This is a genomic window from Joostella sp. CR20 (assembly GCF_038433465.1).
Taxonomy (GTDB): Bacteria; Bacteroidota; Bacteroidia; order Flavobacteriales; family Flavobacteriaceae; genus Galbibacter.
Genome location: NZ_JAESVF010000007.1, coordinates 39,981 through 58,246, shown reverse-complemented (window position 1 = coordinate 58,246; position 18,266 = coordinate 39,981). Strand labels below are relative to the sequence as shown.

Sequence of the window (18,266 nt, the reverse complement as noted above, 5' to 3'; positions counted from 1 at the left end):
CTAGTTAATCTAAAACTTTAAATTCTATTTTAGATGAATTGTAAACGCGATGTGTTTGTTTCTGAAAATCCTCTTTTTTAGCTTTAAAAATATTGTCCACATAGGTTTGCGGATTGATATCGATTAAAGGAAACCACGTACTTTGAATTTGCACCTGCATTTTGTGTCCTTTTTTAAAGGTGTGGTACACATCTTGAAGTTTGATATTTACCTTCGTTTCTTCGTTTGGCACAAAAGGCTCTGGGTTTTCAAAGCTATTTCTAAAACGTCCACGCATTACTTCGCTACGTACCATCATGTGGTAATTACTCATTTTTAAGTAATCTTGTGTTTCTTCAAAATCTTCAGCATCTTCTGGGAAAACATCAATAATTTTCACAACCCAATCGGCAGCAGTTCCCGTAGTAGAAACCGTTAATTTTGCTAAAATATCACCAATAACTGTCATATCTTCTTCTAAAACTGGAGTTTCAAAAACCAATACATCTGGACGTCTAGCTGCAAAACGTTGGTCGTCTGTCATATATTTTCTAGGTGTAAAAACCATTTTAATATCCTCGCTATATGGAACAGGTTTTTTAGGGTCGCTCACAAATTCTTCAAATGAATATTGAAGCGTCATCATTTCACCCATTGTTTGGTTTTGTCCTAAACTATACGCCTTTTCTGTAATATTTTTTGGAGGCCATACATCATAAGTTTCCCATTTATTTAAGCCTGTATCATATACATACGCTTCTGGAAGTCCTAAGTTACCTTTTCCATTTTCTTTTAAGAAATGATTAAAAAACTTCGTTTCGATTTCTTCTTGAAAAAACTTAGAAATATCGTCTCCAAAATACACATTCCCAATTGCCTGACGTTTTTTAGTACGTGCCCAATCGCCATGACTCCAAGGTCCCATTACAATGGTGTTGTAGTTTTTACTAGTGCTTTCAATCTTTTTGTATGTCGATAGCGGTCCGTATAAATCTTCCGCATCAAACCATCCTCCCACAACCATTGTTGCTGGCTGAATATCTTCTAAATGTTGAATGATTCCACGAGACTTCCAAAACTCGTCGTAATTTGGATGGTCTTTTAATTGTTGCCAAAAAACATTGTCTTCTTTGTAATAAGTATCAAGATTAGAAAGCGGACCTGCATCCAAGAAAAACTGATACTGGTCTTGAGTTTTTATGTCTGGAAAATTATACCAACTCTCTGTTGTAGGCTCCGATTTTTCATATCCAAAAAGAGCAGTTGCACGCCAATAACTCAACAAATAAGCACCGTTGTGGTGAAAATCGTCAAAAAAGAAATCGCCAATACAAGCCTGCGGAGAAACCGCTTTTAGGTTTGGATGCCTACTTAAAAGTGAATATGTTGAATAAAATCCAGGATACGAAATTCCCCAAACACCTACATTTTTATTAGTGTTTTTTACGTTGTTTACCAACCACTCAATTGTATCGTACGTATCGGAAGCTTCATCGACCTCTTTTTTCTTTTTATTCGGAATAAAAGCACGCATATTATCATAAACTCCTTCACTATTCCAACGCCCACGAACATCTTGATAAACAATAATATTCCCTTCTTTCATCATGGTTTCGTTAGGTCCAATTTTAGAACGAAATTGATTTTCTCCATACGGTTGGCAACTGTATGGCGTACGTTGCATTAAAATTGGATATTTTTTTGAAGTGTCTTTCGGACTGTAAATGGTGGTATGAAGTTTTACCCCATCGCGCATTGTAATTTGTACTTCTTGTTTTGTGTAATGTTCTTCAACATTGTACTCTTGTGCAATCGTACAACTGTAGGATACGATTAAAAATAGAAAAAAGAGATTTTTCATGGAGTTAGATTATTAGTTAGTTTTTCAAATAAGAAGCTCAAATGTATTGCTTTTGGATTAAAAAAATCGTTAAAAAACAAAACTATTGGCAGTTGTCTTTTCGTCGTGTGTCGATAATATAAATTATTTTCCAAACTCCTTTTTCTTTAAATAGCTGAAACGAATTTACGCCACAATGACTCAAAGTTCCGTTATACCAAAACTCGTAAGGTGTCCAAGCATGCGCCATCGATCCATCTACTTGTACTGAAAAATCTAGTAATTTTTCTTCAAATTTTTCTTCGGAAGGAATTCCGACTATCGATTTTAAAAAGTTTGAAAAATTGGCAGTTTTCACAACTTCAACACCTTGCTTGTCCTTCCCTATTGTTTGCATAATCACCTCGCTCGAAACAGTCTTTTTTATGGCAATTGAATCTTGCCGATGAAAAGCTTCAAAAAAATTAATGATGGTTTGCTTTGCATTGGCTTCTTCTGAAGTTTGTGCATACGTAACATTTATGTGCATTCCTATAAAAAGGAATAACAAGCAAAAGTGTTTCATTGTTGAAGTTTTCATTTAATTGTTAGGTTTTTCTTTCTGCTGAATTGATTTCTTTCAAAAGTAAATAAATCAGTATTAATAGCAAGTATGATTGTTCGCCATCTATTATGATACACTGTCACCTCGAGCGAAGTCGAGAGGTTATTTGGCTTAACCTTTAAATAGAGTCTTAACTACACTCGACCTGACATTTTAATCTTGGTTTGATAAATTACAGATATTCAAAAATCAATTAACATCGAATTAATAACGATATGCATGTGTAATCTGTAATGAAAACTGTAATTTTATCGCCTAAACTTGAAGATATGTCTGTAGCAAAAAAAGAATATAAAAGAGTCACGGTAAAGTCGCTTATCGAAATGAAGCAAAACAGCGAAAAGATTTCGATGCTTACTGCTTACGATTATTCGATGGCTAAAATTGTTGATAGCGCTGGGATTGACGTTATTTTGGTTGGCGATTCTGCCAGTAATGTAATGGCTGGGCACGAAACCACTTTACCCATTACTTTAGACCAAATGATTTACCATGCATCATCGGTAATTCGAGCGGCACAAAGAGCTTTGGTTGTTGTAGATTTACCCTTCGGAAGTTACCAATCGGACCCAAAAGAAGCATTGCGTTCGGCAATTAGAATCATGAAAGAAAGCGGTGCGCATGCTGTAAAACTTGAAGGAGGAAAAGAAATAAAAGAATCGATTAAACGAATTTTACACGCTGGAATCCCAATTATGGGACACCTCGGACTTACACCACAATCGATTTATAAATTTGGTACTTACACCGTAAGAGCAAAAGAAGAAGCCGAAGCAGAAAAGCTAAAAGAAGACGCTAAAATGCTTGAAAAAGCTGGGTGTTTTGCTATTGTTCTTGAAAAAATCCCTGCCAAATTGGCCAAAGAAGTAGCCGAGTCGGTTTCGATTCCTGTAATCGGAATTGGTGCTGGAAATGGTGTTGACGGACAAGTTCTCGTAATTCATGACGTACTGGGGATGACACACGAGTTTAATCCGCGTTTTTTACGTCGTTACATGAATTTATACGAAGAAATGTCGAAAGCTATTTCGCAATACGGAGCTGATGTAAAAAGTAGAAATTTTCCAAGCGACGACGAACAATATTAATATCATATTAAAAATACAGATTGTCTGAAAAAATGCTTTTAGACAATCTGTATTCAGTTTAAAACAGTAACAAATAATCTTTATGCATTCCAACAAAAACAATTTACAAGTACTTTTTGAAGACAACCATATTATTGTGGTTAACAAACGTGCTGGAGATATTGTTCAAGGAGATAAAACTGGCGACAAGCCACTCTCGGAAATTGTAAAAGATTATTTAAAAGACAAATACAACAAACCTGGCAATGTGTATTTGGGTGTTGTTCATCGTTTAGACCGTCCCACTACTGGCATTGTTTTGTTTGCCAAAACTTCCAAAGCACTTCCTCGCCTAAACAAACTCTTTAAAGACAAAGACGCCAAAAAAACGTATTGGGCAGTTGTAAAAAACCTACCACAAAATCCTTCTGGAAAGCTTGTCCATTGGATGAAGCGCAACCCAAAACAAAATAAATCGTACGCACACAACAACGAAGTGCCCGATAGCAAAAAAGCAATTTTAAGCTATTCGGTTTTAAAGAGTTTAAACAATTACCATCTGCTTGAAATCGACCTTGAAACTGGTAGACATCACCAAATACGCTCGCAACTTTCAAGCATTGGAAGTCCTATAAAAGGCGATTTAAAATACGGATTTGACCGAAGTAATAAAGATGGAAGCATCCATCTACACGCTCGTAAACTTTCTTTTATTCATCCTGTAAAAAAAGAAGAAATTGTAATTACAGCTCCCCTACCTAACGACCCTATTTGGGATGCATGTGTATAGATTTTTTTACTATCTTTAGAAAAAGATTTCAACATGCTAAGAAAAATTTTATTTACAGGACTTATCGCTTTATGTTTTTCCTGCGGAAGTAGTATCGAGAGTTTTTACGATGCTCATAAAAACGACACCAATGTAACGGCAGTACAAGTGCCAAAATTTATGTATTCGTTACTCGGAAATCTGTCGCCAGAAATGAGCGATTTGATGAAGAATGTATCAGATATTCGATATATGAATTTACCCGAGTCGACTTCACTTAGAAACCAACAAATCAATACTGAAATAGACAAGATTACCAAAAGTGGTTATTCAGATATTTTCAGAAAAAATAATAGCGACTCCAGAAGTTTACTTACCGTAAAAGAAGATGGAAATACCATTAAGCAGATTATTCTTCACAACAGTAGCGGTACCAATAATTCGCTTTTGTATCTAAAAGGAAATTTTGATGCCGATAAAATTAAACAAATGGCAGAAAGCGACGATTTTTCAAACTTTAGTAACCTTCTAGATAAGAAATACTAAACAATTGATTTTGAATTAAAAACCCATAAAAGAAATTAACTTCAAGAAGAAACCCTTAATAATTACAATCGGTTTATAATTTTCAAGGTTTTTAAACGTTATTCTGAAAGTAAGAACAAACAGCTACAAACAGCTGTTTTTAGTAATTATTACTTAAGAAAACAATAAAAATTAACACATGAAATTATTTAAAACCTTTGTAAGTTTTTTATGCATTGCGAGTTTATTGATTGCTTGTGGCTCGTCGGATGATGACTACAACAATACCGCAGAAATTCCAAGTTGTTTAGGCTTTAAAAAGTCGACTTTAAAAGTTACCATTCAAGAAACCTACACAACCCTTCCTGGGAAAGTGTCGGTATTTTTTAAAGTAAACGACACCGAAGGAAATGCAGTTCCAAACCTGCAAGCAAGCAACTTTAATATATTTGAACAAGGTACCAACGACGACTGCCCAAGAGCGGTTTCGGCATCGGAATCTAACGGACGAATTTCGCCAAACACACAAATTTTCAACACCAATACATTACTCGTTTTAGATTTAAGTAACAGTGTTTTAAGTACAAGTTTAGCAGAATTAAAAACGGCTTCTGTGAGTTTTATTAACGAAGTAATGCCAAATACTACCAACGAGCAATACAAAATGGCAATTTATTGGTTTGATGGTGAAGATGTTTTACACGAGTTAAACGCGCTAACTTCTAACAAAACAGAACTTATAGATGCTGTTGAAAGCATTACAGATGATATTAGCAACGACGTTTCAACCGACTTGTACGGTGCGGTTATAAAATCGACTGATATTGCTACCGAAATTTTAAACACGAGTCAAGTAGACAATGTACTCGCGGCTTCATCGGTGGTTATTTTTACTGACGGAACCGACCAAGCTGGTCGTTACAAAGAATCGGATGCCATCAATAAAGTAAAAAATGCAGACGAAAACATATCGTTTTTCACTATTGGTTTAGGTGATGAAATTGATGACGATGTGCTCGATGAAATTGGAAAAACTGCCAGTGCTTATGCTTCAGATAAAGAAGATTTGGAAGATACGTTTGAAGAGATTTCTGAAAGTGTTGCCGGACAAGCCAAAAGTTACTACTTATTTGAGTATTGTAGCCCTAAAAGAAGCGGTGTTAACGACCTTGTTATCCAAGCCGTTCAAGGTGAAAAACAAGGAGCTGTAAAAACTACCTTTGATGCTACAGGATTTAGCGGAGGATGTTTATAACAAAACCTTTTTACATAAAAAAAGAGCCGCAAATTGCGGCTCTTTTTTGTCTATATCAATATGGATTATTGATTTCCTTTTTTATAATCTGCTAAGAATTTCTCTAACCCGATATCTGTAAGTGGGTGTTTTAAAAGTCCTTCAATTGCAGACAATGGTCCTGTCATTACATCAGCACCAATTTTAGCACAATCAATTACGTGCATTGTATGACGCACAGAAGCAGCTAAAATTTCAGTTTCAAATCCGTAGTTATCGTAAATCATTCTAATATCTGCGATAAGTCCTAAACCATCTGTAGAAATATCGTCCAATCTTCCGATGAATGGAGAAACATAAGTTGCACCAGCTTTCGCAGCTAAAAGCGCTTGTCCTGCTGAAAATACAAGTGTACAGTTGGTTTTAATTCCTTTATCAGAAAAATATTTAATTGCTTTAATTCCGTCTTTAATCATCGGGACCTTTACAATAATTTGTTCGTGTAGTGCAGCAAGCTCCTCACCTTCTTTAATAATATTTTCATAATCGGTAGCAATTACTTCCGCAGAAACATCACCATCAACAATATTACAGATATCTACATAATGTTTCAAAATGTTTTCTCTTCCTGTAATACCTTCTTTTGCCATTAAAGATGGGTTTGTAGTAACACCATCTAAAACTCCTAAAGCTTGTGCTTCTGCAATTTGCTCAAGGTTTGCTGTGTCTATAAAAAATTTCATAGCGTAATATTCTATTTATAATTATTATTCTGTTTTTCGAGTGTACAGTTTAGTACCTAACAAAGATACATTTATTCAATTGGAAAATAAACTAGCTGTACAATTATTAAATTTATTTACGAAAATATAACTTAAAATGAAGAGATTACTTAAAAAGTAACAGGTAAATTTAGCGCATAAAAAAAGGCAAGCTACCTACATCGCACCGCTACAACCGTATACCCTTGCTGCGTTCCCACCCTGGGGGATTCTACAGGAGCTGGTCGTGTAGGACTTGCCGGGTGCAAATTTACAAACTTTTTATCCTTACACAATAATTTTTCAGTCTTAATTTTATTAAATACCTTGCTAAAAAAAACAAGTAACACCTATGTATTTTTATAAGTTTTTAATCATCAGCTTTTTAGTGATTTCTGCAGGAGGATGTAATTCGAGTAATTCTGCTGAAAAAAATTTATTTTCTTTAAATATTACTGCTGAATCAGGGAAAATTCAACAAGGAAGCACCCTAAAAGTTGAAGTTATTAATAAAAAGAAGAAAGAAATCGACTCTGTTTCTTATCGATTACACGGAAAAAATATAGCCGTAGCAAACAATTCTTTTCAATTAAATGCTGAGAAATTAGGAATTCAAGAACTTGAAGCGACTGTTTATTATGAAGGTTCTACTGCTACGACTTCAGAAAAAATTACAGTTTTAGCTGCTAAAGCACCAAAAGTATACACTTACGAAATTGTAAACACCTATCCTCACGATATTAAAGCCTATACGCAAGGACTCGAATTTCATAACGATACGCTTTATGAAAGTACTGGCCGAAATGGAATTTCATCACTTAGAAAAGTAGATTATAAAACTGGCGAAGTTTTAAAGAAAATCGATTTAGACGATGCTTATTTTGGTGAAGGAATTACCATTATCAACAACAAAATATACATGCTTACTTGGCAAGCTGGAAAAGGCTTTGTGTACGATTTAAACACTTTTGAACAACTCGATACGTTTACCTACAACCAAAGCAAAGAAGGTTGGGGACTCACCCACACTCCCGACGGAAAAAAAATATATAAAAGCGACGGAAGCGACAAAATCTGGATTCTAAATTCGGACACTTTAATCGAAGAAGATTTTATTGAAACTGTCACCAATACTTCAGTTTTCAACAAGGCGAACGAATTGGAATATGTGGATGGAAAAATTTACGCCAACGTATATTTAAAAGACAGCGCCATGATTATCGATGCAAAAACAGGCGCGATTATAGGAGTTATCGACTTTAGAGGATTAAAAGACAAAGTTACAAAACACGCCGATTTGGATGTTTTAAACGGAATTGCTTACAACCCAACGTCAAAAACCTTTTTTGTGACAGGAAAAAATTGGGACAAGATGTTTGAAGTAACGATTAAAGAGAAGTGAGATAGTTGATAGTTGATAGTTGATAGTTGATAGTTGATAGTTGATAGTTGATAGTTGATAGTTGAAAAATACTATTTAAAAATGGGATGATTGAAAGATTAAAACAATTCAACACATACAAACTGTCACCGACAGGCGGAGTTGAGATATCATATTATGTTTAACTGTTGAATTGGTTAATTGTTGAATTGAGAGTTAATAAGTAAAGAAGTAAAAAGAGTTAAGGTTTTTACTTTGTCTCTCTGTCACTTTGAGTCTTTGCAACTTTAATATGAATTCGGTCATATCAAGCGGAGTCGAGATATCGCATTTTGTTTAACTATTGAATTGATTAATTGGATTGAGAAGTGAAAGAATGAATGAGTAAAGGTTATTGATTGAAACTTTGTTTCTCTGCCACTTTGAACCTAAAAAAAACTATCATTATGTGATTTCTCTCTACGTTCGAAATGACGAAGAATTTAAAAATTGAATGATTGAAAAATTAAAACAATTCAACTCATATAAACTGTCACCGACAAGCGGAATTGAGATATCTATTATGTTTAACTGTTGAATTGATTAATTGTTGAATTGAGAGTTAATAAGTAAAGAAGTAAAAAGAGTTAAGGTTTTTACTTTGTCTCTCTGTCACTTTGAGTCTTTACAACTTTAATATGAATTCGGTCATATCGAGCGGAGTCGAGATATCGCATTTTGTTTAACTATTGAATTGATTAATTGGATTGAGAAGTGAAAGAGTGAAAGAGTAAAGGTTATTGATTGAAACTTTGTCTCTCTGCTACTTTGAACTTAAAAAAACCTATCATTATGTGATTTCTCTCTACGTTCGAAATGACGAAGAATTTAAAAATTGAATGATTGAAAAATTAAAACAATTCAACTCATATAAACTGTCACCGACAGGTGAAGTTGAAATATCTTATTATGTTTAACTGTTGAATTGGTTAATTGTTGAATTGAGAGTTAATAAGTAAAGAAGTAAAAAGAGTTAAGGTTTTTACTTTGTCTCTCTGTCACTTTGAGTCTTTACAACTTTAATATGAATTCGGTCATATCGAGCGGAGTCGAGATATCGCATTTTGTTTAACTATTGAATTGATTAATTGGATTGAGAAGTGAAAGAGTGAATGAGTAAAGGTTATTGATTGAAAACTTTGTCTCTCTGCCACTTTGAACCTAAAAAACCTATCATTATGTGATTTCTCTCTTCGTTCGAAATGACGAAGAATTGAAAAAATACTATTTAAAAATTGAATGATTGAAAAATTGAAACAATTAAACACATATAAACTGTCACCGACAGGCGGAATTGAGATATCTTATTATGTTTAACTGTTGAATTGGTTAATTGGATTGAGAAGTGAAAGAGTGAATGAGTAAAGGTTATTGATTGAAACTTTGTTTCTCTGCCACTTTGAAACTTCAAACTATAAACTATAAACTAAGAAAGTGTCATTCCGAACGAGGTACGAGGAGGAATCTCCTATTTTAATACAGTTTGAGATTTCTCATTTTATTCGAAATGACAAAGTATAAAATCACCTTAAAATATTAAATCTGTTTTGAAAGAATTCACCCAAATTATTACCGTAAAAGAAGACGATTTAGACGATTTACAACACGTAAACAATGTTCGGTATTTACAATGGATTCAAGATATTGCTAAAGCACATTGGCAAACCGAAGCCACCCAACACATGCTCGATAATTACATTTGGATGGTGCTTAACCATTACATCGAATATAAAGGACAAGCTTTCTTGAATGATGAAATTCTACTAAAAACGTATATCAAAAAAGCTGAAGGTGTTACCTCAACACGAATTGTAGAAGTGTATAACAACACTACTGAAAAGCTATTGGTAAGCTGTAAAACAAATTGGTGTTTAATCGATAAGAATAGTCTCCGTCCTATCCGCCTCACCGACGATTTGAAGAATTTGTTTACTTAAACTATTTACTCCTATTCTTCACTTCAATCCACTTAGACAAATACTTACTCGCCTGCGTGGTTTGTTGCATGAGCATGCTCCCAATAAAATTATGTGTACGATGCGCTTGTAAGTCCTCTAAAATAGAATCGATTGCAGTTTTTAAATTGAGTTTATGTACCGAAGCGTCAAAACGCATATTCAAAATTCTGTTTCCATTTTTAACCGCTTGTTGCCATTGTTCTTCTTGGGTATATAACGCAACTGAAGCATGTGCAAAATCAATTGGGTTGTTAAAAATAAAACCATTCCAAGGGTAACTCCCATTAATCCCTTCTGCTCCAACAGCGGTTGTAACACTTGGGGTTTGCATCTGCATCGCTTCAACTAGTTTACCTTTTAAACCTGCGCCAAAACGTATCGGTGCCAACATAACGCGGGCGTTTTGAATAACTTCAAAAGCATTTTCTGCCCATCCATGCACTATAAAACCTTCTTTTTCATTGTGTAAGTTGTACACTTTTTCGGTGGCGTAAGCTCCGTAAATATGCAATTTAGCCTTCGGTAAATACTTCCGAATAATTGGCCATACAGTTTCTTTTAAAGCTAAAACAGCATCCCAATTTGGCGCATGTATAAAGTTTCCTATAAAAATAAAATCTTCTTTTTCTGTATATCCCTTCGGAATCCTCTCTTGAGATTGCTCTATTTCTATTTGCTTCGGAAGTAAAAAAGGAAGGTAACACAACAACTTTTCATCTACATTAAAAACTTCTTGTAAAAGTTTCATTTCAGTTTCAGAAATAATAAGCGACAAATCGCAACGGAAAATACTTGCCAGCTCACGCTTTGCCAATTCGCTATTTAAAAGTGCGTCGTTGGTTACATCTTTATCTTGTTTTAAAGCGTTTTTACGTTCATTCCGAAGAAAATGCAAATCTTCAGTATCGAGTATTCTTAGGGCATTTGGCGCATGTTCCGCAACACGCCAACCAAATTGTTCTTCCATCATATACCTATCAAAAACTACAACAGTTGGCTGTAATTCTTTGATGAAATCATCAAAAGAAGCATTGTTTAATTCTATTTCTTTTTGCTGAATTCCTTCGGAAGTGAGATTGTGCACATGGTCACTTTTTTTAGCAGGCGAAGAAAATACTACCGTTGCTCCTTGATTTTTAAAAAACTGTAGCAATTGAAGCATTCTACTTCCAGCAGCCGACGAAGTAGGTTCGGGCCAAACATATCCTATAAAAAGTACTGTTGTTTGAAGCATCTTACTCGCTATAAAACCTCATCGATATCTCCTTTCCCTTCACGGATAATGACAGGCTCGTTTCCTGACAAATCGATTACCGTCGAAGCAACATTGTCGCCATAGCCACCATCAATAACAATATCGACTAAATTATCCCATTTCTCATGAATCAATTCAGGGTCGGTTGTGTATTCAATCAATTCATCTTCATCGTGAATAGAAGTAGAAACGATTGGGTTACCGAGTTGCTCCACCAAAGTTCTGGCAATAGTATTGGCAGGAATACGAATTCCGACAGTTTTTTTCTTTTTAAAATCTTTTGGAAGCGAGTTATTTCCGGGTAAAATAAAAGTATACGGACCAGGGAGTGTTCGTTTTAAAATTTTAAACGTAGAAGTATCAATTTGTCTAATATAATCGGATAGATTACTCAAATCGGCACAAATAAATGAAAAGTTAGCTTTTTCGAGTTTCACACCTTTAATACGCGCTATTTTCTGTAAAGCTTTAGAGTTGGTAATATCGCAACCTAAACCATACACCGTATCGGTAGGATAAATTACGAGTCCGCCATTGCGCAACACCTCCACTACCCTTTGAATTTCCTTTGGGTTGGGGTTTTCTTCATAAATACGAATTAACTCTGCCATATCTTTATTTGTTACGAGTTTATTGTTTTGGGTTTTGGGTTTTGGGTTTTGGGTTTTTGATTTTGGGTTTTGGGTCTCTAGTTTGATGTTTTATTTAATTGAAACTTAATCTTTTAATTCAAAATTATCAATTATCAATTCCCAATTAATCATTTTCAACTACCCAATTACATCTAATTTCGCAAAGCGAAGCAATAATTTTTTGAGTCCGCCAGTATCAAATCTAATTTCAGCTTTCTTATCATTTCCTACACCTTCCAAACTTACAATTACACCATTTCCAAATCGCGTATGCGACACTTTATTTCCTACTTCGAGTTCAGTTCCAGCATCACCAGACTGCGCAATAGGCTCTCCTAAATCGGGTTTTAACTTTCTAAGTTTACGCAATTTCTCTTCTGAAGGTTTGTGCGATGTAGGTGGTGTTCCGGGCGTAGGTTTCTTTAATCGGAATTTACTCTTGTCTACCTCTCCAAAAATATCGGTATCTATCATTGGTTTGTATCGATAGTTTCCGTCTAAAGGAGGCGTAAGATATTCTAAATACGAATCGTCAATTTCTTCAATAAACCTACTCGGTTCAGCATCGATAAGTTTCCCCCATCGGTATCTACTTTGGGTGTACGTAAGGTATGCTTGCTTTTCTGCTCTAGTTAACGCAACATAAAAAAGTCGGCGTTCTTCTTCGAGCTCACTACGCGTGTTCATACTCATTGCTGATGGAAATAACTCTTCTTCCATTCCTACAATAAACACGTACGGAAACTCGAGTCCTTTTGCAAGGTGAATAGTCATCAAAGCTACACGGTCGTCGTCTCCATTATCTTTATCCAAATCGGTTGCCAGTGCAACATCTTCCATGAATTCTGCCAAATCACCTTTGGCATCGGCAACTTCTTTTTGCCCTTCCACAAAATCTTGAATCCCGTTTAGCAATTCTTCTATATTTTCCATACGGGCAATTCCTTCGGGCGTACCATCTTTTTTAAACTCCTGTAAAAGTCCCGATCTTTTGGTAACATGTTCGGCAAGTACAAAAGCATCAGCCGATTGATTTGTTACCTGAAAACTTTTAATCATTGTAATAAAATCGTCGAGTTTACGCCTAGTTCCAGCTGTAATTTTTAAATCAATTTTATCGAGGTGTTCCATCACTTCAAAAATAGAACGCTTGTAATGATTGGCAGCAACGGTAAGCTTCTGAATGGTGGTTTGGCCAATTCCACGCGCAGGATAATTAATGACCCTTACGAGTGCTTCTTCATCCTTTGGGTTTAAAATTAAACGTAAATACGCCAATACATCTTTTATTTCTTTACGCTGATAAAATGAAAGTCCGCCATAAATTCTATACGGAATATCCTTTCTTCGCAAAGCATCTTCAATAGCCCTAGATTGTGAATTGGTGCGATACAATACAGCAAAATCTCCGTCCTTCAATTGCTGTTGCATTTTCTGTTCAAAAATGGTAGAAGCCACAAAACGTCCTTCTTCTGCATCGGTTACAGAACGATGAACTTTTATCGAGTTCCCATCGTCGTTATCTGTCCAAACAACTTTATCTAGTCGTGTTTTATTTTTTTCAATAACTGAATTTGCAGCATTTACAATATTACGCGTAGAGCGATAATTTTGCTCCAAACGATACATTTGCACATTGTCATAATCTTTTTGAAAATTCAGAATATTATTAATGTTTGCACCACGGAAAGCATATATACTCTGGGCATCGTCTCCAACCACACAAATGTTTTGAAACCTATCGGAAAGTGCTTTTACAATTAAATATTGAGAGTGGTTCGTATCTTGGTACTCATCTACCAAAATATATCGAAAACGGTCTTGATATTTTGCCAATACATCTGGAAATCTATTTAAGAGCTCGTTTGTTTTCAGCAGTAAATCGTCAAAATCCATCGCTCCCGCTTTAAAGCAACGTTCGCAATACGCATTGTAAATTTCTCCCATTCGTGGACGCTTAGCCATTGCATCGGCTTCCATCAACTCAGGGTTATTAAAATACGCCTTAACGGTAATTAAACTGTTTTTATACGAAGATATTCTGTTTTGAATTTGCTTGTATTTATACACATCTTTATCCAACCCCATTTCTTTAATAATCGAGTTGATAAGACGTTGAGAATCTTGCGTATCGTAAATTGTAAAATTACTCGGATACCCCAATTTATCGGCCTCAAAACGAAGTATTTTCGCAAAAATAGAGTGGAAAGTTCCCATCCATAAATTTTTAGCTTCGCTATTTCCAACAATATCGGCAATACGCTTTTTCATTTCGCGCGCTGCTTTATTGGTAAAAGTAAGTGCCAAAATATTAAACGCATCTACTCCTTGGCTCATCAAGTATGCAATCCTAAACGTAAGTACTCTCGTTTTTCCAGACCCCGCACCAGCAATAACCATTAAAGCACCATCTTTGTGCAACACAGGCGCACGTTGCGCATCATTCAACTCTGCAATGTAATTTTCCAATGTAATTATTAGTTTTTATAAGATATTGTAAGCTACAATATTAAGTAGATTTATCGCATTCAAAATACACAAAATAATGCAATTTATTTAGAAGCACAAGTTAAATATTATCGAATAATATTTTGACGATTCAATCAAAAATTTTTAAACAGAACTATTAAATTAGGTATATTTACTATCATTTTAAAAAAAACGCTAAACAGCACTTATGTCAAAATTATATTTTTTGACAACTGAAGCAAACTAACCACTTGTAACATATGATTAAAACTTATACCTCCCTTTGCCTCTGTATGTGTATTGGCTATTTGTCTTTTTCGCAAAGCGATATAGATACAGATATTCAAAATATCGAATCGAAAGTTATTGAATGGCGACGCGATTTCCATGAGCATCCAGAATTGTCAAACAGAGAGTTTAATACTTCAGAAAAAATAGCCAAACACCTTAAATCGCTTGGCATGAAAGTCACTACTGGCGTTGCTAAAACTGGAGTTGTAGCAATTTTAGAAGGCACAAAACCCGGAAAAGTAATTGCACTTAGAGCGGATATTGATGCACTTCCAGTAACTGAAAGAAACGACTTACCTTTTAAATCGACTGTTACCACTACTTTTTTAGGTGAAGAAACTGGGGTGATGCATGCCTGCGGACACGACACACATATTGCAATTTTAATGGGTGTAGCCGAAGTGTTAAGCAAACACAATGACTTTGCCGGCACGGTTAAATTTATATTCCAACCAGCGGAAGAAGGTCCACCTCCAGGAGAAGAAGGCGGTGCAAAACTGATGATTAAAGAAGGGGTTTTAGAAAATCCAAAAGTGGATGCTATTTTCGGACTTCATATCAACTCAGGAACTCCTGTAGGAACTATTCGATACAAGCCTGGCGGAACCATGGCTGCCGTAGAGCGTTTTGTAATCGATGTAAAAGGGAAACAAACACACGGTTCTGCACCGTGGAGTGGCGTTGATCCTATTTTAATTTCTGCAAAAATTGTTGACGGACTACAAACTATTATTAGTAGAGAAGCACCTTTGGTTGATGAAGCCGCTGTAATTACCGTTGGAAAAATCACTAGTGGAGTTCGATTTAATATCATTCCAGAAACTGCTCAAATGATTGGTACCGTGCGTACCCTCGACCCTGCCATGCGAACGCTTATTTTAAAACGAATGCAAGAAATGGTTCCTGCCATTGCAAATGCATACGGCGGAGAAGCTTCTATAGAAATTGAAAACTTTACATCTATAACTTATAACGATGAAGAGTTGGTTACACAAATGCTTCCTTCGCTCGAAAAGGCTGCAGGAAAAGACCATGTTGAACTTGTAAAAGCAACAACTGGTGGCGAAGACTTTTCGTTCTTTCAAGAGAAAGTACCTGGGTTTTATTTTTTCCTTGGCGGAAAACCTATAAACACTACCGTAGTTGCGCCGCATCATACCCCCGATTTTTATATTGATGAAAGCGGACTCATACTTGGCGTTAAAGCCTTCACTCAAATAGTAAATGATTATTTAGCACAATAGAATGGAATCAATTTTAGATTTTTTACAAAACATTAGTTGGTGGGTATGGATACTCATCGTTTTAGCAATTATTGCCATTAGAGATATCTTTTTTAATAAGAAACATGTTATTACGCATAACTTCCCAATTGTTGGGCATATTCGTTATATGTTGGAAAGTATTGGCCCAGAACTCCGTCAATACATTGTTGCCAACAACCGCGAAGAGCTTCCGTTTAACAGAATTGAAAGAGGTTGGATTTATGCTTCAGCAAAAAACCAAAACAACTACGAAGGTTTTGGTACCGATAGAGATATCCACGAATCGCATTATGTATTTATCAATAATGCCATGATGCCTTACAAAGTAAAAGGTGATCATCCAAATGCTAGCGATCCTTATTTTTTACCTTGTGCCAAACTTATGGGAGGCTATAACAAGCGTAAACGTCCATATCGTCCTGCGTCAATTATTAATGTATCGGCAATGAGTTTTGGTTCGCTTTCTGCTCGCGCTATCGAGTCGTTAAACAAAGGTTGCTATCTGTCGCATGCATACCACAATACTGGCGAAGGAGGACTTTCTCCTTATCATAAAAAAGGTGCCGATGTAATATTTCATATCGGGACAGGCTATTTTGGTGTTCGTGATGACGACGGAAATTTCTCTATGGAAAAATTAAAAGCACTCGTAAACGAATATCCTCAAGTTAGAGCAATTGAGATTAAGCTTTCTCAGGGTGCTAAACCAGGAAAAGGTGGAGTACTTCCTGCATCAAAAATAACAAAAGAAATTGCCGAAATACGCCATGTGCCAATGGGGAAAGACGTACTTTCTCCTCCAAACCATTCTGCTTTTTCTAACGTACAAGAAATGGTAGACTTTCTAGAAGAAATCGCAAAAGAAACAGGGCTTCCGGTAGGAATAAAAGCTGCCATAGGAAAGCTTGACCAATGGAAAGAATTGGCTGCCATTATGAAAAAAACCAACAAAGGTCCAGACTTTATTACTGTTGATGGCGGTGAAGGTGGAACCGGTGCTGCACCTCCAAGTTTTGCCGACCATGTGTCTTTACCTTGGGTGTATTCGTTTAGCGATTTATACCGCGTTTTTAAAGATGAAGAACTTACTGATAGAATTGTTTTTATAGGAAGTGGTAAACTCGGTTTTCCTTCCAAAGCAGCAATGGCTTTTGCTATGGGTGCCGACTTGGTAAATGTAGCTAGAGAAGCCATGATGAGTATCGGATGTATTCAAGCAAAAGTTTGCCATAACAACACCTGCCCTACAGGAGTTGCTACGCAAAACAAATGGTTACAATCGGGGATAAATATTGAAGACAAAGCAGAAAGAGTAAGTTATTATTTTAAAAATTTCAAAAAAGAATTGATTGAAATTACACATGCCTGTGGATACGAACATCCGTCGCAACTTACTATGGAAGATGTAGATATAAATTTAGGCGATAAAAGTTTAACCCAACCATTGGCAAATGTTTACGGTTACAACAAAGTAGTTGTTCCTTTTGAAGGAACAGAAAGTTTATTAAATTGCCCACATTTAGGAGGTCATTATACCACTAAAACAGCAATGGATAAATTTAAAAACAAAGTAGTACGCTATTAATTAAAACCCCCATGAACGAAATTAACATTATTCAACTTTTATTTTACATACTCCCTGCTCTTGTTACAGGTGGTATTGCTTTTTATTTTTTTAACCTTCATACTAAAAATGAAGAAGGTAGAAGACGTTTTTTACTTCATAAAGAAATGGATAAAAACACAATTCCTATTCGCTTACAAGCATACGAACGTATGGCGTTGTTTTTAGAGCGAATAAACCCTTCGAAGTTATTAATAAGAATAGCTCCAGAAAGTGCCGACAAAGAAGTCTATGAATCGCAATTAATTGCCATTATCGAAAGTGAATTCGACCATAATTTGGCACAGCAAATTTATATTTCTGATGAATGTTGGAACGTCATAAAAGCTTCCAAAAACGCAACTATTCAGCTTATTAGAAAAGCTGCTATGAATACGGAAAATGCTCAGAAATTAAGAGAAGAAGTTTTAAACAACCTACTTGAAAAGCAACCGCCTTCGAGCGCTGCACTTGGATATATTAAAAAGGAAATACGAGAGCTATTCAGTTAAAAAAGAATATGATTATCCGCAATCAATCATAATGTACTGTCAACTCGAGCGTAGTCGAGAGGTTATTTGGCTTAACAAGCTT

Annotated in this window: 15 protein-coding genes and 1 other RNA gene; 9 read left to right on the top strand and 7 right to left on the bottom strand. The window is 35.5% G+C overall.

Annotation, left to right across the window (positions count from 1 at the left end; all coding sequences use genetic code 11):
* Positions 1 to 4: 4 nt before the first annotated feature.
* Positions 5 to 1,840: a CocE/NonD family hydrolase gene (locus JMA43_RS10260; RefSeq protein ID WP_342156447.1), complete on the bottom strand. Its 1,836-nt coding sequence runs from the start codon at positions 1,838 to 1,840 to the stop codon at positions 5 to 7.
* Positions 1,841 to 1,922: 82 nt separating this feature from the next.
* Positions 1,923 to 2,384, bottom strand: a complete 462-nt coding sequence (locus JMA43_RS10255) for a nuclear transport factor 2 family protein (protein ID WP_342156446.1) — start codon at positions 2,382 to 2,384, stop codon at positions 1,923 to 1,925.
* 308 nt (positions 2,385 to 2,692) lie between these two features.
* Between JMA43_RS10255 and panB the strand changes: the two genes are divergently transcribed.
* The 4 genes from panB to JMA43_RS10235 all read left to right on the top strand — a co-directional run bounded on the left by panB (position 2,693) and on the right by JMA43_RS10235 (position 6,039).
* Entirely contained in the window at positions 2,693 to 3,511 is an 819-nt protein-coding gene (gene panB / locus JMA43_RS10250) for a 3-methyl-2-oxobutanoate hydroxymethyltransferase (protein ID WP_342156577.1), read from the top strand.
* Between the two features lie 82 nt (positions 3,512 to 3,593).
* Entirely contained in the window at positions 3,594 to 4,280 is a 687-nt protein-coding gene (locus JMA43_RS10245; RefSeq protein WP_342156445.1) for an RluA family pseudouridine synthase, read from the top strand.
* A 33-nt stretch (positions 4,281 to 4,313) separates the two neighbouring features.
* Positions 4,314 to 4,805 (top strand): DUF4252 domain-containing protein, encoded by a 492-nt coding sequence (locus tag JMA43_RS10240; protein WP_342156444.1) that lies wholly within the window; start codon positions 4,314 to 4,316, stop codon positions 4,803 to 4,805.
* 178 nt (positions 4,806 to 4,983) lie between these two features.
* Positions 4,984 to 6,039, top strand: coding sequence for a vWA domain-containing protein (locus JMA43_RS10235; protein ID WP_342156443.1), 1,056 nt, complete (start codon positions 4,984 to 4,986; stop codon positions 6,037 to 6,039).
* A 65-nt stretch (positions 6,040 to 6,104) separates the two neighbouring features.
* On the opposite strand, the gene fsa is transcribed toward JMA43_RS10235, so the two are convergent.
* Together fsa and ffs are read right to left on the bottom strand one after the other, a co-directional pair.
* A complete protein-coding gene (gene fsa, locus JMA43_RS10230; protein ID WP_342156442.1) occupies positions 6,105 to 6,761 on the bottom strand; it encodes a fructose-6-phosphate aldolase in 657 nt (218 codons plus the stop codon).
* Between the two features lie 181 nt (positions 6,762 to 6,942).
* An RNA gene (ffs, locus tag JMA43_RS10225) (signal recognition particle sRNA small type) lies at positions 6,943 to 7,041 on the bottom strand.
* Between the two features lie 90 nt (positions 7,042 to 7,131).
* Between ffs and JMA43_RS10220 the strand changes: the two genes are divergently transcribed.
* Positions 7,132 to 8,181 carry a glutaminyl-peptide cyclotransferase gene (locus JMA43_RS10220; protein ID WP_342156441.1) on the top strand — a complete coding sequence of 350 codons (1,050 nt, stop codon included), beginning with the start codon at positions 7,132 to 7,134 and terminating at the stop codon, positions 8,179 to 8,181.
* 1,565 nt (positions 8,182 to 9,746) lie between these two features.
* Positions 9,747 to 10,136, top strand: a complete 390-nt coding sequence (locus tag JMA43_RS10215; protein ID WP_342156440.1) for an acyl-CoA thioesterase — start codon at positions 9,747 to 9,749, stop codon at positions 10,134 to 10,136.
* 1 nt (position 10,137) lies between these two features.
* On the opposite strand, the gene JMA43_RS10210 is transcribed toward JMA43_RS10215, so the two are convergent.
* The 3 genes from JMA43_RS10210 to JMA43_RS10200 form a co-directional block, all read right to left on the bottom strand.
* Complete coding sequence (locus JMA43_RS10210; RefSeq protein WP_342156439.1) at positions 10,138 to 11,391, bottom strand: glycosyltransferase; 1,254 nt, start codon at positions 11,389 to 11,391, stop codon at positions 10,138 to 10,140.
* Between the two features lie 8 nt (positions 11,392 to 11,399).
* Positions 11,400 to 12,023 (bottom strand): L-threonylcarbamoyladenylate synthase, encoded by a 624-nt coding sequence (locus tag JMA43_RS10205; RefSeq protein WP_342156438.1) that lies wholly within the window; start codon positions 12,021 to 12,023, stop codon positions 11,400 to 11,402.
* 159 nt (positions 12,024 to 12,182) lie between these two features.
* A complete protein-coding gene (locus JMA43_RS10200; protein WP_342156437.1) occupies positions 12,183 to 14,513 on the bottom strand; it encodes an ATP-dependent helicase in 2,331 nt (776 codons plus the stop codon).
* A gap of 260 nt (positions 14,514 to 14,773) precedes the next feature.
* Between JMA43_RS10200 and JMA43_RS10195 the strand changes: the two genes are divergently transcribed.
* Genes JMA43_RS10195 through JMA43_RS10185 form a run of 3 tightly spaced genes read left to right on the top strand, consistent with a single transcriptional unit; the run spans position 14,774 to position 18,184 of the window.
* Positions 14,774 to 16,048, top strand: coding sequence for an amidohydrolase (locus tag JMA43_RS10195; protein ID WP_446719402.1), 1,275 nt, complete (start codon positions 14,774 to 14,776; stop codon positions 16,046 to 16,048).
* A gap of 1 nt (position 16,049) precedes the next feature.
* On the top strand, positions 16,050 to 17,654 hold the full coding sequence (locus JMA43_RS10190) for an FMN-binding glutamate synthase family protein (RefSeq protein ID WP_342156436.1): 1,605 nt from the start codon (positions 16,050 to 16,052) through the stop codon (positions 17,652 to 17,654).
* Positions 17,655 to 17,665: 11 nt separating this feature from the next.
* Positions 17,666 to 18,184 carry a DUF7935 family protein gene (locus tag JMA43_RS10185; protein WP_342156435.1) on the top strand — a complete coding sequence of 173 codons (519 nt, stop codon included), beginning with the start codon at positions 17,666 to 17,668 and terminating at the stop codon, positions 18,182 to 18,184.
* Positions 18,185 to 18,266: the final 82 nt, after the last annotated feature.